The organism is Novacetimonas hansenii, assembly GCF_014843995.1.
In the GTDB taxonomy this organism is placed as follows: Bacteria; Pseudomonadota; Alphaproteobacteria; order Acetobacterales; family Acetobacteraceae; genus Novacetimonas; species Novacetimonas hansenii.
Window position 1 is genome coordinate 1,608,167 of sequence record NZ_CP062147.1, and the last position, 20,811, is coordinate 1,628,977.

General features: G+C 61.5%; 15 protein-coding genes. 6 read left to right on the forward strand and 9 right to left on the reverse strand.

Annotation, left to right across the window (positions count from 1 at the left end):
• Positions 1 to 185: 185 nt before the first annotated feature.
• The 4 genes from IFJ82_RS07110 to miaB are packed head-to-tail and all read right to left on the reverse strand — an operon-like array spanning position 186 to position 4,267.
• Positions 186 to 1,121 (reverse strand): hemolysin family protein, encoded by a 936-nt coding sequence (locus IFJ82_RS07110; protein ID WP_003620342.1) that lies wholly within the window; start codon positions 1,119 to 1,121, stop codon positions 186 to 188.
• The gene (ybeY, locus tag IFJ82_RS07115; RefSeq protein ID WP_225578806.1) at positions 1,118 to 1,732 is read right to left on the reverse strand and encodes an rRNA maturation RNase YbeY; all 615 of its coding nucleotides are present in this window, start codon (positions 1,730 to 1,732) and stop codon (positions 1,118 to 1,120) included. The genes IFJ82_RS07110 and ybeY overlap by 4 nt, the downstream gene beginning before the upstream one ends.
• Positions 1,716 to 2,855: a PhoH family protein gene (locus IFJ82_RS07120; RefSeq protein WP_408901706.1), complete on the reverse strand. Its 1,140-nt coding sequence runs from the start codon at positions 2,853 to 2,855 to the stop codon at positions 1,716 to 1,718. Before IFJ82_RS07120 ends, ybeY begins: the two co-directional genes overlap by 17 nt.
• Before the next feature lie 17 nt (positions 2,856 to 2,872).
• A complete protein-coding gene (gene miaB, locus IFJ82_RS07125; protein WP_048858843.1) occupies positions 2,873 to 4,267 on the reverse strand; it encodes a tRNA (N6-isopentenyl adenosine(37)-C2)-methylthiotransferase MiaB in 1,395 nt (464 codons plus the stop codon).
• 724 nt (positions 4,268 to 4,991) lie between these two features.
• On the opposite strand from miaB, the gene IFJ82_RS07130 reads away from it, so the two are divergent.
• Together IFJ82_RS07130 and IFJ82_RS07135 are read left to right on the forward strand one after the other, a co-directional pair.
• A complete protein-coding gene (locus IFJ82_RS07130) occupies positions 4,992 to 6,875 on the forward strand; it encodes an autotransporter assembly complex protein TamA (RefSeq protein WP_040511998.1) in 1,884 nt (627 codons plus the stop codon).
• Positions 6,875 to 11,062: a translocation/assembly module TamB domain-containing protein gene (locus IFJ82_RS07135; protein ID WP_192266117.1), complete on the forward strand. Its 4,188-nt coding sequence runs from the start codon at positions 6,875 to 6,877 to the stop codon at positions 11,060 to 11,062. Before IFJ82_RS07130 ends, IFJ82_RS07135 begins: the two co-directional genes overlap by 1 nt.
• 182 nt (positions 11,063 to 11,244) lie before the next feature.
• Here the strand turns inward: IFJ82_RS07135 and IFJ82_RS07140 are convergent, their stop codons facing one another.
• Both IFJ82_RS07140 and IFJ82_RS07145 read right to left on the reverse strand, forming a co-directional pair.
• On the reverse strand, positions 11,245 to 11,841 hold the full coding sequence (locus tag IFJ82_RS07140) for a CarD family transcriptional regulator (protein WP_040510844.1): 597 nt from the start codon (positions 11,839 to 11,841) through the stop codon (positions 11,245 to 11,247).
• Positions 11,842 to 11,914: 73 nt separating this feature from the next.
• Positions 11,915 to 12,790 (reverse strand): bestrophin family protein, encoded by an 876-nt coding sequence (locus IFJ82_RS07145; RefSeq protein WP_062808985.1) that lies wholly within the window; start codon positions 12,788 to 12,790, stop codon positions 11,915 to 11,917.
• Positions 12,791 to 13,035: 245 nt separating this feature from the next.
• Here IFJ82_RS07145 and IFJ82_RS07150 point away from each other — a divergent pair, with 245 nt between their 5' ends.
• Both IFJ82_RS07150 and fghA read left to right on the forward strand, forming a co-directional pair.
• On the forward strand, positions 13,036 to 14,151 hold the full coding sequence (locus IFJ82_RS07150) for an S-(hydroxymethyl)glutathione dehydrogenase/class III alcohol dehydrogenase (protein ID WP_003620331.1): 1,116 nt from the start codon (positions 13,036 to 13,038) through the stop codon (positions 14,149 to 14,151).
• 2 nt (positions 14,152 to 14,153) lie between these two features.
• Positions 14,154 to 15,041: an S-formylglutathione hydrolase gene (gene fghA, locus IFJ82_RS07155; protein ID WP_192266119.1), complete on the forward strand. Its 888-nt coding sequence runs from the start codon at positions 14,154 to 14,156 to the stop codon at positions 15,039 to 15,041.
• A 40-nt stretch (positions 15,042 to 15,081) separates the two neighbouring features.
• Here fghA and IFJ82_RS07160 read toward each other — a convergent pair whose 3' ends face one another.
• Both IFJ82_RS07160 and IFJ82_RS07165 read right to left on the reverse strand, forming a co-directional pair.
• Positions 15,082 to 15,501, reverse strand: a complete 420-nt coding sequence (locus IFJ82_RS07160) for a secondary thiamine-phosphate synthase enzyme YjbQ (RefSeq protein WP_075595317.1) — start codon at positions 15,499 to 15,501, stop codon at positions 15,082 to 15,084.
• Between the two features lie 450 nt (positions 15,502 to 15,951).
• Positions 15,952 to 17,292, reverse strand: a complete 1,341-nt coding sequence (locus IFJ82_RS07165; protein WP_003620326.1) for a GntT/GntP/DsdX family permease — start codon at positions 17,290 to 17,292, stop codon at positions 15,952 to 15,954.
• Positions 17,293 to 17,602: 310 nt separating this feature from the next.
• Between IFJ82_RS07165 and IFJ82_RS07170 the strand changes: the two genes are divergently transcribed.
• Positions 17,603 to 19,021 (forward strand): sugar porter family MFS transporter, encoded by a 1,419-nt coding sequence (locus IFJ82_RS07170; protein ID WP_003620324.1) that lies wholly within the window; start codon positions 17,603 to 17,605, stop codon positions 19,019 to 19,021.
• A gap of 42 nt (positions 19,022 to 19,063) precedes the next feature.
• A complete protein-coding gene (locus tag IFJ82_RS07175) occupies positions 19,064 to 19,807 on the forward strand; it encodes a dienelactone hydrolase family protein (RefSeq protein ID WP_040510841.1) in 744 nt (247 codons plus the stop codon).
• Between the two features lie 48 nt (positions 19,808 to 19,855).
• Here IFJ82_RS07175 and ubiA read toward each other — a convergent pair whose 3' ends face one another.
• Complete coding sequence (gene ubiA, locus IFJ82_RS07180; RefSeq protein ID WP_040510839.1) at positions 19,856 to 20,782, reverse strand: 4-hydroxybenzoate octaprenyltransferase; 927 nt, start codon at positions 20,780 to 20,782, stop codon at positions 19,856 to 19,858.
• Positions 20,783 to 20,811: the final 29 nt, after the last annotated feature.

Below are 20,811 nucleotides of genomic sequence, written 5' to 3' on the forward strand. Positions count from 1 at the left end.
TGCAGGGGACCTCCGGTTAAGAAAACGCATCGTGATATCGCAAAGAACTGTCAAAGGCCGGATGCGTCAAGGCCAATGACGCATGGTCATGCCGGGGCGTGTAGGGACCACCATGCCGGGCATCACTGGCCTTGTATCACTGGCCTTGTATCATTGGCTCAGGTCATGCAGTCAGATGGTCGGCCTTACTTCTGCGCCTCGGCCGTGGGGGGCGCCTGGGGATCGGCGACGGGCCGGACGCGCAGTTTGCGGATATGGCGGGCATCGGCGTCAAGGATGCGGAACACGGTGCCGCTTTCATGCGTCACGACCTCGCCCCGGGTCGGCACATGACCCGCAAGGCGGAAGACCAGCCCACCCACCGTCTCGATTTCCGCTTCGCGTTCATCCTGCGTCAGGATCGGTCCCGTGCGCAGTTCGAACTGTGCGATGGGCAGGCGCGCATCGACGTCGAACGTGCCGTCATTGCGTTCCTGCAGCATCGCCACCGTGGGTTCATCATGTTCGTCGGAAATGTCGCCCACGATGGTTTCGATCAGGTCCTCGATGGTGACAAGCCCGTCGATCCCGCCATATTCGTCGATCACAAGCGCGAGATGCACATGGCGCAGGCGCATCTGTAACAGCAGGTCCAGCACCGGAAGCTGTGGCGCGACCATGAGGGGCTGGCGCAGCAGGGGTTCGATGCTGAAGGCCTCGCTGGTGCCAAGATAGGCGATGAGATCCTTTACATGGATCATGCCCACGATGTCATCGAGCTGATCGCGATAGACCGGCATGCGTGAATGGTTTTCACGCCGCATCATCGCCAGTGCCTCATCCAGACTGATGGAGGCGGGCATGGCCACGATATCGGCGCGTGGGATCATCACGTCATCGGCGGTAATGCCGCGCAGGCGCAGGACATTGGCCAAAAGCGCGCGTTCCTGCCGGTCCAGTTCCGAAGGTGTGGAATCCGTCGTGTCGTCGGCCGCGGCGTCCGCTTCCTTGACCAATGCGGCGATCGAATGCCGCAAACCCTGATCGCTGTTGCGGCGCCGCCCGAACAGCGACAGGAAACCCCGCCCCCGGGGTGGCGGGGTGGTCGAACCGGGTTCCGCAGCGGAAGGAGGGCGGCTCATCGTGCTGCCCCGCCTTCACGTCCGCCGCGGTGTTTCCACGGGTTGGGGATTCCCATGCGCCCCAGGATGCGCGATTCCTCCATTTCCATGGCGCGCGCGTCACCCGCGTGGTGATGGTCATATCCCGACAGATGCAGCACGCCATGCACCAGCAGGTGCATCATGTGGTTGCGCACCGAACGTCCCGCCGCGCGTGCCTCGCGCTCGACCGTGGCGAAGGCGAGGATGATGTCCCCGCCCCACAGCCAGATACCAGACCCCGAATCGGTGGGGGCATAATCGGCAGGGGCATATTCGAATGTCAGGACATTGGTTGGCCTGTTCCTGCCGCGGTGAAGATGGTTCAGCCGCCGGACCGTCAGGTCATCGGCCAGCACGACCGTGACCGCCCCGGATACATCCAGTTCACGCATCGCGGCGCGCACCGCGCGTTGCACCTCGCGCGCCGGGTTGGGCATTGCCCTATGCCATCGACGCTCGGTAATGCTGACATCAATGTCGTCCCCGAAGGGAGGTTGTGGAACCGGCCCGTCATCCTGACCGGCCGGTGTGGTATCTTCATGCGCCCCATCCACCGACGGGACGGGGCATGTTCTACTTCGCGGTTCCATTGTTCTCCTGCCGCGATCTGGTGCGCGTGGCTTCCCTGCTGGCCTCGGCACGCTGATCGTATGCATCCACTATACGCGCAACCAGCGGATGACGCACTACGTCACGCGATTCAAACCGTGTCATGGCGATTCCGGGCAACCCTTCGAGGGTCTCGACCGCCTCCCGCAGGCCGGATGTGACCCCACGTGGCAGGTCAACCTGGCTCAGGTCCCCGGTAATGACCATGCGTGTGCCTGCGCCCATGCGGGTCAGGAACATCTTCATCTGCGCAGATGTCGTATTTTGCGCCTCATCAAGGATCACAAAGCTGTGGGCCAGCGTACGCCCCCGCATGAAGGCGAGGGGGGCGACCTCGATTTCCCCTGTCGCCATGCGCCGCACCACCTGGTCGCCCGGCATCATGTCATGCAGCGCGTCATAAAGCGGGCGGAGGTAGGGGTCGATCTTGTCCTTCATGTCGCCAGGCAGGAAGCCAAGCCGTTCCCCCGCCTCCACGGCGGGACGCGACAGGACGATACGGTCCACCAGCCCGGCCTGAAGCATGGCGACGGCCTGCGCCACGGCAAGGTAGGTCTTGCCCGTGCCGGCCGGACCGATGCCAAAGACCATTTCCTGCCGTGCCAGCATGTCCATATAGCGTGCCTGACCGGCAGAACGCGGCGCGATCGCGCCGCGGCGCGTCATGATGGAGGGAAGTTCCGGCGCGCGCGCGGCTGTTGCATCTGGTCGTGCAAAGGGGGGGGCTGCGGTCATGGGGCGCGGGTCCTGCGATGTTTCCGGGGCGGAAAAAAGCTGGGCGGACATGCGGATTGCGGCATCCACCTCGCCGCTATCAAGGGGGTGTCCACCTTGCAGCCTGCGGTAAAGCGACGTGAGTGCGGATTGCGTCACGGCAACCCGTTCGGGGCTTCCGGTAATGGCGATCCTGTTGCCCCGACATGACAGCCGGACATCGAACCCACGTTCAAGGTGGAGGAGATGGCGGTCATGGTCCCCCACCAACTGCGCCAGCAGGGGGTTGTCGTCGAACTGCATCGTCACGGTATGGGCCACTGCCGCGGCGGGTGGCCTGCCGGTGACGGACGGATGCCGACCGCCCCCGGGGCGGCGGGACGGGATCATGGATGCCGCGTGTTCTCTCAAACCCTGTCTGTCTCCCCTGTCAGCACACCACCCAGCGAATTGGTGTGCAGCTTCACGATATCGACCTCGGCCACCTGTCCGATCAGGCTGTCGGGGCCTTCGACATGTACGGCCTGCAGATACGGGCTTTTGCCCGAAATCTGCCCCGGTTTGCGCCCACGGCCGGTAAACAGCACATCCACGCGCTGTCCCACGCTGGCCGCGTTGAAGGCGTCTTGCTGTTCACGCAGCAACGCCTGCAACCTCTGCAACCTTGCATCCTTCACGTCTTCGGGCACCTGCGCGCCGGCATTGGATGCCGGGGTTCCCGGACGGGGCGAGTATTTGAACGAATATGCCTGGGCAAAGCCGATGTCGCGGATCAGTTGCATTGTCTGTTCAAAATCCTCGTCGGTTTCGCCGGGATGGCCGACAATGAAATCCGACGACAGCGCAAGGTCGGGTCGCGCGGTGCGCAGGCGCGCCACAAGGTCGCGATATTCCTGTGCCGTGTGCCCCCGGTTCATCGCCGCAAGCACACGGTCCGACCCTGATTGCACCGGCAGGTGCAGGAACGGCATCAGGGCGGGCTGTTCACGATGGGCGGCAACCAGACCGTCATCCATATCACGCGGATGCGACGTGGTATATCGGATGCGTTCGACCCCAACCTGACCTGCAAGTTCCGCCGTCAGCCGCGCCAGCCCCCATGTCGTCCCGTCCGGGCCATCACCGTGATAGGCATTGACGTTCTGGCCCAGCAGCGTGATTTCACGCACGCCATGCGCCACCAGCCGCCGTGCCTCGTCCATGATTGCCGCTACGGGGCGGCTGGCCTCTGCGCCACGGGTATAGGGCACCACGCAGAAGGAGCAGAATTTATCACATCCTTCCTGAATCGTCAGGAACGCGGCCCCGCCAGCCGGTACCTCACGTTCGGGGGGCAGGAAGTCGAATTTCTGTTCCACCGGGAAATCGGTTTCGATCACGGCCCCGGCGGCGCGGGCGGCGCGGGCCACCATTTCGGGCAGGCGATGATAGGTCTGTGGCCCCAGCACGATATCGACATAGGGCGCGCGCGCCAGGATTTCGCGTCCCTCGGCCTGCGCCACACACCCTGCGACGGCAAGGACGGTCTGCTGTCCGGCCTGTGCGCGGGCTTCTTTCACCAGACGCAGCCGCCCAAGTTCCGAGAAGACCTTTTCTGCGGCGCGATCACGGATATGGCAGGTATTGAGGATGATCATGTCGGCGCGATCCGGGGCGTCAACCGCCTCGTATCCCAATGGGCGCAGGACATCGGTCATCCGTTCGCTGTCATATACGTTCATCTGGCAGCCCCACGTAATGACATGCAATCCGCGTGCCTGCTTGCCGGAGCGCACGGTGGAGGCGCAGGGAAGGGGGGTCATATCATTCACGCAAAGGGGTTCCTTGACATCGGGCGGGACAATCCCGCGAGGCGGCGCAAACACATCGTGTGTGTCGCGCGGATGGTCAAGACCCGAAACCACATGTCATAAAGGATAAAGGACCCATATCGTGACATTATCCCCCGATGGGATGACCGATTCAAAATATATCCTGTAATGCGATCATGGCGGATGACGCGGGGGTTTTGTCAAGGACAGTTTTGGCATCGCCCCGCCCGGCGCCCATGCCGACGCCACAGGCATCGCAGGGCCTGGGCGGGGATGGCACGGAAAAAGGGCCGGGAACTGGGCATCGGGCGACATATCGCAAAATGTCATGCGATGCCGGTGCGTGACCGGTGCATGTTGCCACCCCATCTTTATCATGGCGGGCGGCGTGTCGGTCCGGTGCGGACATATTCACCTTCTGACCATATTTATCCCTTAATCAGTCCTCTATGTGAGGTCGTCGGTGAAAATATGGGTTGGAATATGCGGTGCCGCGGTGCCAGACACCCCATGAGAGGGATTTTCCATTATCGCCATGCGCAGAGTTCGTGCTTAACATGCCCATGGCAGGTGGATGGATGACAGAAGTGCGAATGGGGACGACTTGACGTTTTTTCGTCACTTTCCGACGACATGGCATGCATTGCCCGTACCCGCTGAAAACGGGACATTTTCCAATAGACCACAGTGGTGGGCGCCTGCGCGGCTGCCTGCAATGGCGCTGTGCGTGGCTGCGCTTGCGGGGGGTGTTACGCCTGCGCGTGCGGCGGACCCGCAACCCTATGTCACGGTCATCCGTCCCACGGGGAATGCCGACCTTGATACCGCCGTGCATGCATCTTCCGATCTGCTGGGACTGCAGAAGACACATACCGTCAGTCCTTTTGCCCTTGTGGGCCGGATTCACAATGATTACGCCCGCATCCGCAGCGCACTCGAAAGTTTCGGGTATTACGCGCCGACCATTGTGATCCAGGCGGCGATTGCGTCCAAGAACGGGGCCACCAACCCGCAGGACGGGCACGACCCTGACCTGCCTGAATGGATGCAGGCCATCCCGGCCAGCCAGAAGATGGAAATCACCGTTTCCATCACCAAGGGGCCACAGTTCCGGATCGGTTCCATCAGCATTGTCCCGGCAAAGGGCAAGCCACCTGTCAAGCTTGATGCCCACGAAACCGAATCCCTGGGCATCAGGACCGGCGATCCCGCGATCGCGGCCAATATCCTCAAGGCCGGTTCCCAGCTTCAGACGACCCTTGCCGAAGAGGGATACGCACTGGCCGATGTCAGCACGCCGCAGGCGTGGCTGCGGCCACAGACGCGTACGATCGACGTTGCCTTTACGGTGACGCGCGGGCCGGTTGTCAATCTTGGTGCCTTCAGTTTTGGCGGCCTGCGTCGCACCCATCCCGCCTATGTCGTGCGGCGCCTGACCATTGCCCCGGGGGAGTTGTACCAGCCTTCCCGCATTGAGGCGGCGCGTCAGGGCCTGTCATCAATGGGGGTATTTTCCGATGTGCAGGTCCATCATGATCAGCAACTGGCGTCCGACGGGACATTGCCGCTGGACTTCAGCTTTGCGGAATCGAAGCGGCATAGCGTGGGTGTCGAAGGGGGCTATTCCACCGACCTTGGCGGGCGTGCCGGTGTGTCGTGGACGCACCGCAACCTGTTTGGCAATGCCGAGCGCCTGCGCCTGACGGCACTGGCCACCGGGTTGGGCGGTTCGGCTGAACAGGGGTTGGGCTATGACCTGTATGCGGATCTGATGAAGCCTGATTTCGGGTCGCGCAACCAGAATCTCAGCGCCCGGATCGAGGGTATCCGCCAGCTTCTGTATTCCTATCGGCAGACTGCGATCCTGGCCCGCGCCGGGATCGTACGCCGCATCAGTTCCCACTGGAACGTCGCCTTTGGCGGTGAGGTGGAGCAAGAACGCATCGACCAGATGTCACAGACGCATAATTATTTCATCGTCTCCCTGCCGTTAAGCGCGACCTATGACGGAACGGGTGTGGATAATCCCATCACGCCTGCGACCCACGGCGTGCGTGTCAGCATGAATGTCACGCCTTCGGCATCGCTGGAGGATCGTACATCGTTCTTCATGATCATGCAGGCGACGGTTTCGACCTATTTCGACCTTGCGAATCTTGGCCTTGCGCGAAAGGGGCGCAGCGTGCTGGCCGTACGCGGGACGATCGGCAATGTGGAAGGGGCGTCCACCTATGCCATTCCCCCTGACCAGCGGCTTTATGCCGGTGGCAGTGCGACCGTGCGTGGATACCGTTATCAGGGGGTCGGGCCGCAGTTCGCCAACAGCCGCTATGCCATTGGCGGGACATCGATGGATGCGGGGTCTTTTGAATATCGGCAGCGTATCTTGCAGAAATTCGGCGCCGTTGGCTTCATCGACGCGGGGCAGGTTTCTGATGGCAGCACGCCGTTCAAGGGAACATTGCGTGCCGGGGCGGGGGCGGGGGCGCGTTATTATACGCCCATCGGTCCCGTGCGGCTGGATATTGCCGTTCCGCTCAACCGCCCGCGACGTGGCGATAAATGGGAACTGTATGTCGGGCTGGGGGAAACGTTCTGATGAACGAGACGCAAAATCCGGCCCGCCCTGCATTGTGGAAGACCCTGCTGAAGATTGGGGGACTTGTCCTTGGCGTTCCGCTGGGGCTGGTGCTGCTGGCGTTCATGCTGATCCTGGTGGGGGCGAACACGGGGATGGGCCGTCATGAGATCGAACGCCGCCTGCCCGGCCTTACCGGCGGCAGCGTTCGGATGACGGGACTGTCGGGGCGGTTTCCTGATTCATTGCGGATCGCGCATCTGGAACTCAACGATTACCGTGGCACATGGCTTGCGATTGACGATCTGGCGCTGGACTGGTCCCCCACACGGCTGCTGTTGCGTCGGGCCGTGGTGGACGACATTTCCATCGCACGCCTTTCCATCCCGCGCCTGAGCGAGGAAGACCCGGCGCATCCGTCGCCCCCGTCCAGGGACAGCAGTGACAACGTGCATATGGGCGTGGATATCCGCCATGCCCATATTGCCCGCATTGATGTGGGCGCGCCGCTTGCACGCCTGCCCGCGACCTTCAGCCTTGACGGGCATGCGCGCCTGGCGGATATCGCGCCGGTCCTCAATGGCATATCGGTTGCGACATTGCCGGCCGCTGACATCAACCTGCAGGTACAGCGCCTGGACCAGCCGGGAACAGTGTCGGTCCGCACGCAACTGGGGCGCGGGACGCTGGCGCTGGATGTCCATGCGCATGAGGAAAAGAACGGTTTCCTTGGCACATTAAGCGGCCTGCCGATGCTGGCGCCGCTCAACCTCGACATGCATGTCAGCGGCCCGCGTGACCAGAGCATGCTGGCGGTGGCCATACAGGCTGGTGCGGCGCAGGCGCATATCGACGGACGCGTCGGGCTGGTTCACCATGCGATGCAGTTGCGCGCCAGTCTGGAGGCCCCGGCCATGATGCTGGGACCGGATACCGGATGGCAGTCGATTGCGCTGCGAAGCGAGCTTGGCGGAACGATGGAGCGGCCCACCGGTCATGGCACCCTTGATATCGGGCAACTGAATCAGGGGGGGGCGGGCCTTAATACCCTGCATGCTGTCTTCAGCGGGCTGTCGGGGCGGAGCGCGAATGACGCCATAAATATACATGCTGATATCGACGGGTTGCGGATACCAGGTGCGCATCCCACCCTTTTCGCGGCGCAACCGGTGGCGATCGACGTGTCATGGCGGCCGGACGCGCAAGGTGCCCCCGCCGACATTACCGTGCATCATGACCTGTTGCAGGTGAATGGGCACATACGCACCACGGCCCCCCGTCAGGGCGACGTCACGCTTGACCTGCCGCGACTTGCCCCGTTTGCCGCGCTGGCCTCCACCCGGCTGGAGGGTAATACGCACCTGCATGCCAATTTTGACATCCCGGATGCACGGACGGCAGGACGGGTTGCGCTGGATGGTCAGGTGGCGATCACGGGGGGGCAGGCACAGGCTGTCGGCCTGATCGGCAGGGCGGGTCATGTGCAGCTTGGTGCAAGCATGCCCCCCGCCGATGGTTCACCGCGCATCGTGCATGTGCAGGACCTGAAGGTGGACGGGCAGACCCTGCACCTGGATGCAGGTGATGCCACCGTCACGCTGTCATCGCCCACGCAGGTGGACATGACGGCGCGACTGGAGCTTCTGGACCTGCAAAAGCTTGCCCCGTCGCTGCGTGGGCAGACCAGCGTGACGCTGACGGCAAAGGGGGCAGTCGATGACCTGGCCGCGACCGTGCATGCGCAAACACAGATCGGGACACCACAGATTCAGCCCGGCCAGCTGATGACCGATCTGAATTTCCGTCACCTGCCCGCAGTGCGCGAAGGGGAGGCCACCATCAAGGGAACGCTGGATCGTGCACCGGTCGCCCTTGCCGCGTCGCTTGTAACGGGGACGGACGGGACACGGCATCTCCGCCTTGGGCAACTGTCATGGAAAAGCCTGTCGGGGCAGGCGGATATGGCCCTGCCGCATGGGCATATGGTGCCTTCGGGGACGATGGATATCCATATGACGCGGCTTGCCGACTGGCGTGACCTGCTGGGTCATGACATCACGGGACATGTTGCCGCTGGTATCCACACAACGGCGCGCATTGGCGCGACACCGCCTGTCGTGTCCCTCAACCTTGATGGCGCCATCGGTTCCCCGTGGGCGAATATCCGGCGGCTCCAGCTTGGCGGTACGATCCGTGACCCGGTGGATGCGCCCCATACGGATCTGGACCTGAAAATTGACGATGCCGATGTCAATGACATCCATGCCAATGCACATGTCACGGCCAGGGGCCCGCTGAATGCCCTGCTGGTCAGTGCGACATCACGCCTGTCCACCCCCCAAGTGGGGCCAGCGGCGCTGGATACTGTGCTGCTGCTTGATATTGCGGGGCACAAGGCCACGGCCCGCACCCTGACGGCGGAGGCACGTGGCGAACGGTTGCAACTGCTTGCCCCCGCCACCGTCAGCTATGGCACGGCGATGGGGGTGGAACATGTGCGTGCGACCCTGACACCGCCGCAGGGACAGGCCGCCAGTATCGATATTGCCGGATCGCTCCGGCCGGGGCTGGACCTCAAGGCGGACCTGACGCACATCACCCCCGCGCTTTTGCGGCCGCTGATGCCATCATTACGCGCCGAAGGGGATATTTCGGCCCAGGCGCGCCTGACCGGGACGTTGGCGCGGCCGGGGGGGCGGATCACAATTCGCGCGGATGGGCTGAAATATCATACGGATTACACATCCTCCCTCGCTGCAGCCAACCTTGATGCAACAGCCGTCCTGAACGGAACGGTGGCCCGTGTGGACGCCAGCCTGAACGCCGGAAAGCAGGTCAGCCTGAATGTGCAGGGGAACGCACCGACAGGCCTGAATGGTGCGCTGTCGCTGCATGCCGCGGGTTCAATCGACCTTGCGGCCGCGAATGCCTATCTTGGCGCACAGGCGCGGCAGGCAGGGGGCGTGGTGCGGATGAATGTGGATGTGCGCGGTACGCCAAAGGTTCCGCTTGTTTCCGGGACGCTCGACCTTGCGGATGGCACTTTCCACGATTATGCGCAGGGCGTGCAGCTTTCGGCGATCCGGGGCAGCGTGCTGGCGCAGGGAAACCGGCTGGTCATCCAGTCCCTCAGCGCCGGTGCGGGCAAGGGAACCATCACGGCTGCCGGGTCCTATGGGATATTCGAACCCGGACACCCGATCGACCTGACCGTCACCGCGCGCAATGCCCGGCCACTGGCCAGTGACCTTATCACCGCGACCCTTGATGCCAACCTGAACATCAAGGGACAGCTTGCATCACGCATCAATGCGGGGGGGGACATCACCCTTTCGCGGGTTGATGTGAATATCCCCGATTCACTGCCGACATCGGTTGCCCATCTCGATGTCATCCGTCCCGAAGACGCAGCGACCGTCGCGCAGCAGCCCACATCCCCGCTGGTCATCGGCCTTGACCTTGGCCTGCGTTCGCCGGGACAGTTTTTTGTGCGTGGACACGGGCTGAATACCGAAATGCACGGTAATCTGCATCTGGGCGGGACCAGTGACACCCCCATCGTGACGGGGTCATTTTCCATGGCCAAGGGCACCTTCGCCCTGGGGGGGATTTCCCTTAATTTCAGCAAGGGCAAGGTCGGCTTTGACGGTATTGGTGTCACCCACGCCATCGACCCGAGCCTTGATTTCGTGGCGGAGCGCAGCACCAACGAAGGGACGGCACGCCTGAATGTCGGGGGATATGCCAGCGCGCCCAAGATCACGTTCTCTTCCACCCCGCCACTGTCACAGGACCAGATCCTTGCGATCCTGCTGTTCGGGACGGATTCACAATCCCTGTCCCCGACACAGATGGCGGAAATCGCATCGGCCATCGCCACCATCAGTGGTGGCTCTGCCTTTGATCCGCTTGGTATCGTGCGCAAGACCCTGCATCTCGATCGCCTGCAGATGAGCAGTTCGTCCAATGGTTCGGGCGGTAATGATACCGGCAGCATCGAAGCCGGAAAATACGTCATGCGTGGTGTTTATGTCGGGGCAAAGCAGGCTACGTCCGGTTCCGGCACGCAGGCACAGGTCCAGGTGGACCTGACAAAACGTCTCAAGATCAACACAACGGTCGGGACAGGTGGGAATGTGACCGGCTTTACAACACCCGAAAATGATCCGGGCAGCAGCATCGGGCTTCTTTATCAGTTCAATTACTGAGAAAAATCCCACGACAGACCGGCGATAGGGCGACGATCATCCCCATGCCCTTTCCCCAGGATTGGCGCACGGTGCATCTGTTTGAAACAGGCTCGCTTATGCTTCGCAGGGTATGAAAAAGCCTGCCAGACGTGGGGTCTGGCAGGCGGGGAAGACGTGTCAGGGATGGGGAGGGAAGAGGGTCAGGCGGCCTTCATGACAGCGGTCAGCGTTTCCAGCACAATGGCGGGTTCCTTGCCTTCCAGCACCGCGACCTCTGCCACGAAACGTTCCTGCGCGGCTTCGAACAGCTTGCGCTCGCTGAAGCTGCCGTCGAGGCTGTCGACATTGCGACGCAGGTCACGCAGGACCTCTGCGATCTGGACCAGGTCGCCCGAATTGATCTTTTCCTGATACGCAACGGCACGACGTGCCCACATGCCACGGCTGACATGGGGCTTGCCCTTGATGATGGCCATGGCCTTGTCCACGATCTCGCGCGAGACGATCTTGCGCAGGCCGGACTTGCGGGCCTTGGACAGGGGGATGCGCAACGTCATCTGGTTGCCGGGGAACGAAATCTGGATCATTTCCAGTTTTGTGCCCGCGATTTCGTCAATGCCGATCCGGTCAACCCGCCCCACGCCATGCGCCGCATAGACGATGGCGTCACCTTCGCGGAACGGGTCTTCGTCCTTTTCCGGCTTGCTGCTCTTGGCTTCGGCGGCGGTCACTGCTGCGGCGGTCCGCGCCATCGCATCGGTCACACTGCCCTTCGGGGTCGTTCTGAACATGCTCATGACATGTCATATAACATAAATTTCCCCATATGTCTTGACCTGATCGAAAGCCATGGTAACGCCGCCGAATGTTTCAGTTCTGCACGCCCCGCACCGGGACCAGGGCGGGGGGGGCGGTCTGTCCACATGATTGCAGCAGGTCGATTTCGATGGTGCGCGCCATCGTGCGCATCGGCATGCCGTGCGGGGTGGAGGCAAATGGTTCCTGCAGGTCGCTGCCAATCTTGTCCAGCGCCACGAACAGCAGCCCCACCAGCGAGGACCCCAGCGGCGTGATCCAGCCCAGTGTCTGCACCATCGATAGCGGCAGGATGATGCAGAACACCGTCGCCACCAGTTTGGGCAGCACGGAAAACTGGATCGCCAGGGGCGTGTTGCGAATACGCTCCAGCCCGCCCTGCGCATTGCTCATGTCCGACAGAATCCGGTCGATCTGCCCATGCAGGGCGCCATCAATGCCCAATGCCCGCGCGCGCGCGTCAACACCCAGCCCGATCTGGAACAGGATCGCCGCCGGGATGTTGGCATGGCCGGCGATTCCGTCCTGCATCCCGGCGGGCAGGAGGCGCCTGATATCCTCCATCGTGTCGGTGCGCCCCAGCGCGCCGCGCAGTGCATGCGGATAGGCCGCCATCGCGCGCGCAAGATCAGGGCTGCCCTGCAGGATCGTCCCGACCTGCCGTGCGAAGGAGCGGCTGTTGTTGGTTACGGCCCCCCACAGGGTGCGTGCCTCCCACCAGCGGTTATAGGCGGTATTGTTGCGAAAGCTCATGAACAGGACCAGCGCGGAACCGATCAGCGAGATCGGCAGAGTCGGCTGTTCCATCCAGTCCTGATGATAGATCTGGAACATGACCACGACCACCACGTCCCACGCACCAAGCAGCACGAGGGACAGCAGGCTTTCGCGCATGAGTATCCATAATCCGATCCTGCGGTTCACGATCATCTGGATAATGTCCTGAAAATGATGGGGTCGATGAAAAAAGGTCCGGTCCGTAAGGTCCGTACTGCATTACTGCACATACCATATCGGCAGAGGGGGGAATGCCCTGACCTCACGATTGCATAATTTGTAATACCCGCCACACACGGTAACACTGTCCCATCGACATTGACGCAGAGGGGGGCGGACATTCCTTATGCGTCTCTGTCACGCGTCATTTTATCATACCGTAAAAGGGTTTACAGATCATGGATGTCAGGGCAGCCGTTGCGTTCGAAGCCGGAAAACCTCTGGAAATCGAGACCGTACAACTCGAAGGCCCGCGCGAAGGTGAGGTCTTGGTGGAAATCAAGGCAACCGGCCTGTGCCATACCGACAAATACACCCTGTCCGGTGCCGATCCCGAAGGATTGTTCCCCGCGATCCTTGGCCATGAGGGCGCAGGCGTCGTGGTTGAGGTCGGGCCAGGTGTGCGCCACCTGAAGCCGGGCGACCATGTCATTCCGCTCTACACCCCTGAATGCCGGGAATGTAAATCGTGCCTGTCGCGCAAAACCAACCTGTGTACTGCCATCCGTACGACACAGGGCAAGGGCCTGATGCCCGACGGGACATCGCGCTTTTCATTCAAGGGACAGCCGATCCATCATTATATGGGGTGTTCGACATTTGCGAACTATACGGTGCTGCCTGAAATCGCGCTGGCGAAGATCCGTCCTGACGCCCCATTCGACAAGGTGTTCTATATCGGTTGCGGTGTGACGACCGGTATCGGCGCGGTCCTGTTCACCGCCAAGGTGGAGGCCGGGGCGTCGGTCGTGGTGTTCGGGCTTGGCGGTATCGGTCTGAATGTCATTCAGGGTGCGAAGATGGTTGGGGCCGACCGGATCATTGGCGTGGATATCAACCCCGCGCGTGAAGCCATCGCCCGCAAATTCGGCATGACCGACTTCGTCAACCCCAACGACCTTGGCCCCAATGGGGATCTTGTCGGGCATCTGGTCGAACTGACCGGGGGGGGCGCGGATTATTCGTTCGAATGTATCGGCAATCCCACCCTGATGCGTCAGGCGCTGGAATGCGCGCACCGGGGATGGGGGGTGTCCACCATTATCGGCGTCGCGGGTGCGGGGCAGGAAATCAGCACGCGTCCGTTCCAGCTTGTGACCGGGCGGCGCTGGATCGGTTCGGCCTTTGGTGGGGCGCGCGGACGCACTGATGTGCCAAAGATCGTGGATTGGTACATGGAAAACCGCATCGACATTGATGATCTCATCACCCATCGCCTGCCGCTCGAACGGATTAACGAGGGGTTTGACATGATGGCGCGCGGCGAAAGCATCCGCACCGTGGTCGAATTCTGACCATGGATGCCACGACCCTGTCCGATCCCGGCAATGAACTGACGATCCGTGCAGAACATGCGTGTTGTGGTGGCCGGGTGGGATTCTACAGCCATGCATCCCACGCCCTGGGGCTTGAGGCGCGTTTCACCGTGTTCATGCCCGATGGGGCCAGCATGGCACGGCGTGTGCCCGTCATTCATCTGCTGGCGGGCCTGACCTGCACCGAGGAGACGTTCCTTATCAAGTCCAACATCATCCGTTTCGCGGCGCGGTATGGCATCGCCCTTGTGGCAAGCGATACCTCCCCCCGCGGGGCAGGGGTCGCGGGGGAAGATGATGCCTATGACCTTGGTAGCGGTGCAGGATTCTACCTTGATGCGACGTGTCCGCCATGGAACGCGCATTATCGCATGGGTACCTATGTGGGCGAGGAACTGCCACACCTGACCGAGCGTCTGTTCGCGCTGGATGGGGCACGGCGCGGGATCATGGGGCATTCGATGGGCGGCCATGGCGCGTTGGTCCATGCCCTGCGCGCGCCGCAGCGGTGGAAATCCGTCTCTGCCTTTGCCCCGATTGTCCATCCAGCCATCGTGCCATGGGGGGAAAAGGCGTTTTCGACCTATCTTGGTTCCGATCGTACTACATGGGCGGCCCATGATGCGACATTGCTGCTGGAGGCAGGGCATACACACCCCACAACCATCCTGATCGACCAGGGGGAAGCAGACCAGTTCCTGCACGGGCAGCTGCGCCCCGAACTGCTGCGCGATGCCGCAGCAATGGCAGGTCAGGCGCTAAGGCTGCGGCTGCACAAGGGGTATGACCATTCCTACTGGTTCATTCAGTCCTTTATCGAGGAGCATGTCAGCCATCATGCCGCCATCCTGGGCGGCCCGTGCACATGACCTGACGTAACGCAGCCAGCAGGGATGGCCCGTCGGGGTGTCAGGTGCCGATAAGATGCAGCACGATTTCACGCCGATGGGCCATGCGCCTGTGTTCAAACAGATACAGGCCCTGCCATGTGCCCAGTACGGGCCGCCCGTCCGCCACCGGTACCGAAAGCTGGGTATTGGTCAGCATGGTGCGCAGGTGGGCGGGCATGTCGTCCGGCCCTTCGTCATCATGGATGTAACGCGAGGGATCCTCGGGCACCAGTGCCTCGAAATATCGCGCGATATCCTCGCACACCGTGGGGTCGGCATTTTCCTGCACTGTCAGGCTTGCCGAGGTATGCCGACACCATAATGTCAGCAGGCCGCTCCTGATCCCCGTGGCCCCAACCCAGTCGAGCACCGGGCGTGTAATGGGCACCAGTCCCTTGCCCCGCGTCGTGGCATGCAGGGTATGCAGTTCCTGACGCATCATATACTCCTTATGATCCATTGAGACGGTCATGCTGCCAACCGGCAGGAAGGGGAAAGTCTTGAGAGACTGTTTGAAAAGTCAGTCTCAATAACATACTGAAATTACAAAATTTTTTGGTGAAGCTTTTTCTAAAAAGCTTCAGAAGACGCCGCCTTTTTCGCTCAAAAGGCGGTACCCAAAAAAAATTTCCTGTTTTTTATCAATGATTTGTTTTCAAACACTCTCTTGGTCCGGGCCTGTCTGGTCATGCCCCATCGCGGGAACTTCCCCCGGCAATGGCCTGTCTGTTGGGGGCAGGCCACAGCGTATCGGGATCTCTTGTGCATGGTTCGGCGTCCAGGAACACCGCAATGTGGTGGAATGGGGGGCAGATCATGCGCAGCCCCCAATGCACGATAATTCCCGACAGGCCTGAAAAATTATTTATATTTGATATGTTGGCGCCCTTCAGATGAACAGCGATGCCAGCAGCGTGAAAAGCAGGCCCAGTACAGCGATCAGGGTTTCCACGACCGACCATGTTCGGATGGTCTGTCCCACTGTAAGACCCAGATATTCCTTGATCTGCCAGAAACCAGCATCGTTGAGCGGACCAAGCGCCACCGAGCCAGCCCCCGTGACAATCACCATCAGTTCAGGTGACACGCCATGGGAATGCAACAGGATTGGCCCCACGATTCCCGAGGCCGTACTCATGGCCACGGTGGCGGACCCTGTGGCCACGCGCACCACGACCGCCAACAGCCATGCCAGCACCAGCAACGGCACATGCGCGCCAAGTGCCAGTGTGGTGATGGCCGATGAAATCCCGCTATCGACCAGTTCACGGCCGAAACCGCCCCCTGCACCGACCAGCAGCATGATCAGGGCGGTGGGGGCAAGGCAGTCATTGGTGAATTTCAGGATCGTCGCACGTGAAAACCCGCGCGCCACCCCCAGTACGTAAAATGACAGCAGCGTCGCGATCAACAGCGCGATATCGGTATTGCCGATGAAATGCAGGAACGTATTGGTGCCGCCACCCGGCCGCGATACGAGATCCGCCACGGATCCCGCCAGCATCAGTATAACCGGGCACAGAATCGAAAAGACCGTGGTCATGAAGGGCGGCAGGTTGGCGGGTGCTTCATTATTGACGAACTGGCTGGCAAGCGCGGCCTCGTTCGTTGTGCCGATTCGGGGGGTGATGAACCGGGCATAGACAGGCCCGGCAAGTGCCGCGATGGGCGTGCCAATCACGGCACCCCACAGGATCGTGCGGCCCGTATCGGCATGATAGGCCGCCAGTGCCAGCAGGGTTGCCGGATGGGGCGGTACCATTGCATGCGTGACCGAAAGTGCCGCCCCCATCGGCAGCGCCACCATCAGCAGCGGCGTGCGTGTTCGCCGCGCAAGTGTGAAGGCCAGCGGGATAAGCAGGACGAACCCGACTTCGAAAAAGACCGGCAGTCCAACCAGAAGGCCAATGACCATCATGGCCCAACTGACGCGGCGTTCGCCTGCAATGCGGGTGATGGTCAGCGCGATCTGATCCGCACCGCCTGATTCCGCCAGCATCTTGCCCAGCATCGTACCCAGCGCGATGACGGTGGCGACATGGCCCAGGACCTTGCCCGCGCCTTCTTCGAACGAGGAAATGGCCTTTTGCGGCGGCATGCCCGCGCACAGCGCCAACAGCACCGATACGCTGAACAGCACGATGAACGGGTTGATCCGGCAACGCCCGATCAGCACGATCACGGCGAGTATGGCCATGACGGCAATGGTAACGGCAAGAAAAGGAGACATCATCACATCTGAAAATTATTATTATCGTGAGTGGCTTGACGCGGTTTGTATCACAATATGGCAGGGTGTGCGGGATTGCATGCGTGGTGCAGGCATAACGTGGGGAATGTCCGGGGGGATGCGTGTTCGTGTGCATCCGTGTCGGGATGGTGACTGGAAAAATTAATCCTTTGCCATAAGCTGTCGGGACATGCCCGCCAGGGGATACCCGCGTCGCGGCATTATTCGAGCAACGACAACAGTTGCAAATAACAAGACAGAATGAAAGCCACCGGCGCTTTCAGCATAAAAACCGGATAAGGAAACTGTCATGTCGTCACTTCAGCCCCCGGCACCAGCAACACGCGACGATGGGGCAGGATCATCGGAATTCCTGGCCCGTTCCGTGGGGGTCAGTCTGCTGGCGGCCCTTGCCGGGTTGATGTTCGGCCTTGATACCGGGGTGATCGCCGGGGCGCTGACATTTATTGGCGATGAATTCCATGCCTCCGCACAGATGCAGGAATGGATCGTCTCCTCCATGATGGCTGCCGCAGCCGTGGGATCGATCATCGCGGGGAACCTGTCGTTCCGTTTCGGCCGGCGCAAGGCGCTGATGGGGGCGGCGATCCTGTTCCTGCTCGGGTCGATCACCTGTGCGCTTGCGCCGTCTGTCGTGGTGCTTGTCATCGGTCGCATCTTCCTCGGCCTTGCGGTCGGGATCGCGGCTTTCACCGCACCGCTCTATATTTCCGAGGTGGCGATGGAATCAGCGCGCGGGTCGCTGATCTCATGCTACCAGCTTATGATGACACTGGGTATTTTCCTTGCCTATGTGGTGGACAGTTTCCTGTCCTATGGCGGGCACTGGCGATGGATGCTGGGGCTGATGACGTTGCCGGCGGTGGTGTTTTGCATCGGATGCCTGTTCCTGCCCGACAGTCCGCGCTGGCTGATGATGCGTGGGGATACGCGCCATGCACGGCTTGTCATGCGCTATCTCCGCTCCAGCCCGCAGGAGGCGGATCGTGAAATTGACGATATCGCCAGCGAGCTGAAGAAAGAACACACAAACGTGTGGACCTTTTTTCGCACCAACCCAAATTTCCGCCGCTCCGTCGGGCTGGGCATGCTGTTGCAGGTGATGCAGCAACTGACAGGCATCAATGTGCTGATGTATTATGCGCCCAAGGTGTTTCAGGCCGCGCATTTCGGGGTTGCCGCCTCCACCTGGTCCACGGCGATCATCGGGCTGGTCAACATGGCGGCCACGGGGCTTGCGATCATGTTCATTGACCGTTGGGGGCGGCGGCCTCTGCTGTTGCTGAGTTGCGTTGTCATGACGCTGAGCATGGCGGTCGCGGGGGGGCTGGTCGCGATGGGGGCCTCGACCCTGCCGCAGGAAATCGGAATGGTGGCGGCATTGTTGCTGTTTGTCGCGGGGTTCGCCATGGGGGCGGGGCCGTTGGTATGGACGCTGTGTTCTGAAATACAGCCATTGCGGGGACGTGATTTCGGGATTGCATGTTCGACATTTACGAACTGGGCCGCCAACTGGCTGATCAGCAATACGTTCCTTTCGGTGCTCGAAGGATTGGGAGAGGCACGGACCTTCTGGCTTTTTGCGCTGATGAACGCGATATTCATCGTCATTACCCTGGGCTTCGTGCCAGAAACCAAGGGCGTCTCCCTCGAAGCGATCGAAGATCACCTGATGCAGGGACGCAGGCTGCGTGACCTTGGCCGCTGATATGGCATGATCGGGGCGTTGTGCACCTTTGATGGAAGAAACATGATTATCCGGACTGACGAAACATTCGATATCGACACGCCCTCTGGCCGGATGCGCCTGCATGTCTTCCGCCCCATGGCGGAAGGGCGTTTTCCGGGCATCGTGCTGTTTTCCGAGATTTATCAGGTCACAGCCCCCATACGCAGGCTGGCGGCCATGGTGGCGGGACAGGGATATGTCGTCGCTGTGCCCGAGGTATATCACGAGTACGAACCCGCGGGCACGGTCCTAGCCTATGACAAGGTCGGCACGGATCGGGGCAATACCCTGAAATATGCCAAGCCCCTTGCGGCATATGACGATGATGCATGCGCGGCGGTCTCATGGCTGATGGAAGAATGCGCGGCCTGTTCAGGGCGTGTGGGCACACTTGGCGTATGTCTTGGCGGGCATCTTGCATTCCGGGCGGCGTTCGATCCGCGCGTGCGCGCGGCGGCATGTTTTTATGCCACCGATATCCATAGTGCTTCCCTTGGGGAGGGAAAGCATGATGATACGTTGGCGCGCCTGCCTGAGCTCCGCGGTGAGGTGATGATGGTGTGGGGACGTCAGGACCCGCATGTGCCATTCGCGGGACGGCAGTTGATCCGCGAACGGATGGAACAGGCGGGCACGCGTTATGAATGGCATGAATTCAATGCGCAGCATGCCTTCCTGCGTGACGAAGGGCCACGTTACGACGCGGCGCTCTTTTTACAATGTATGGATATGGCCGGGGCCTTGTTCCACCGTAACCTGACATAAGTGCGGGGGCAGTACGCCCCCATGTGCATCAAGGGCTGCGTACCTGCGTCAGGACATGCCGCGCGTCAGCAACCCTGCGAGCAACACCAGCGCCACGGCGAGGCCGGTTTCGCGGTTAAAACGGAACAGGCGTAGGCATTGCGGTGCATCGTGTTCATCAAGACGCATGACCTGCCAGGTCAGCAGCGCGGCGGGCACCGGCAGGCCGGCCCAGAATCCCCATCCCTGGTGTGACAGGACAGCCGCCGCCGCAATCCCCGCCAGTGCGAGGGCGTAACACGTCCCGACAAACCCACGTGCCCTGCGTGCCATCAGGCGCGACGTGGATTTGACGCCAATGCGGGCGTCGTCTTCCATATCCTGAAAGCCATAGATCGTATCGAACCCCAGTTGCCACACGATGGTCGCGGCATAGAGTGCGCCTTGCGCAAGGTCGATCCGGTCCGCTGCCGCCGCGTATCCCAGTGGCGCGCCAAACCCGAATGTAAATCCCATCACCAGTTGCGGCCACCATGTCACCCGCTTGGCCAGCGGGTAAAGCGCCACCAACAGCAGCGATGATGCACCCAGTGCCCGCGACAGGGGATTGAGGCACATCAGGATGTTAAACCCGATCAGCAGCAGTGCGAGCAGGAACAGCCCGGCTTCGCGCATGCGCAGCGCACCGCTGGCCAGTGGCCGTCCGGCGGTACGTGCAACCATGCGGTCGATATCACGATCCCACATGTCATTGACCACGCACCCGGCTGCACGCATGACGATGCTGCCGATGCCAAAAAGCACGATCAGGCGAAGACGTTCGCGCGGGGCCACATCAGCGGGCAGCAGGATGCCCCACACCCCCGGCAGGAACAGCAGCCATGTCCCGATGGGACGGTCAAGCCGCGCCAGCAGGGCATAAGGACGCAGTGGGGCCGGAAGGCGGCCGATCCAGCCGTCAGTACGGATGTCGGTATGCGACGCAGGCTGGGTCACTGCATGTATTCTCCCGGCGATAAGGCCCG

Coding starts and splice junctions, on each gene's coding strand:
- IFJ82_RS07140 (WP_040510844.1), bottom strand. CDS start 11,841: ATGAGCATGTTCAGAACGACCCCGAAGGGCAGTGTGACCGATGCGATG.
- IFJ82_RS07135 (WP_192266117.1), top strand. CDS start 6,875: ATGAACGAGACGCAAAATCCGGCCCGCCCTGCATTGTGGAAGACCCTG.
- ybeY (WP_225578806.1), bottom strand. CDS start 1,732: ATGGAACCGCGAAGTAGAACATGCCCCGTCCCGTCGGTGGATGGGGCG.
- IFJ82_RS07165 (WP_003620326.1), bottom strand. CDS start 17,292: ATGTCTCCTTTTCTTGCCGTTACCATTGCCGTCATGGCCATACTCGCC.
- miaB (WP_048858843.1), bottom strand. CDS start 4,267: ATGACCCCCCTTCCCTGCGCCTCCACCGTGCGCTCCGGCAAGCAGGCA.
- IFJ82_RS07110 (WP_003620342.1), bottom strand. CDS start 1,121: ATGAGCCGCCCTCCTTCCGCTGCGGAACCCGGTTCGACCACCCCGCCA.
- IFJ82_RS07150 (WP_003620331.1), top strand. CDS start 13,036: ATGGATGTCAGGGCAGCCGTTGCGTTCGAAGCCGGAAAACCTCTGGAA.
- IFJ82_RS07170 (WP_003620324.1), top strand. CDS start 17,603: ATGTCGTCACTTCAGCCCCCGGCACCAGCAACACGCGACGATGGGGCA.
- IFJ82_RS07145 (WP_062808985.1), bottom strand. CDS start 12,790: ATGATCGTGAACCGCAGGATCGGATTATGGATACTCATGCGCGAAAGC.
- IFJ82_RS07160 (WP_075595317.1), bottom strand. CDS start 15,501: ATGCGTCAGGAACTGCATACCCTGCATGCCACGACGCGGGGCAAGGGA.
- fghA (WP_192266119.1), top strand. CDS start 14,154: ATGGATGCCACGACCCTGTCCGATCCCGGCAATGAACTGACGATCCGT.
- IFJ82_RS07120 (WP_408901706.1), bottom strand. CDS start 2,855: ATGATCCCGTCCCGCCGCCCCGGGGGCGGTCGGCATCCGTCCGTCACC.
- IFJ82_RS07175 (WP_040510841.1), top strand. CDS start 19,064: ATGATTATCCGGACTGACGAAACATTCGATATCGACACGCCCTCTGGC.
- IFJ82_RS07130 (WP_040511998.1), top strand. CDS start 4,992: ATGGCGCTGTGCGTGGCTGCGCTTGCGGGGGGTGTTACGCCTGCGCGT.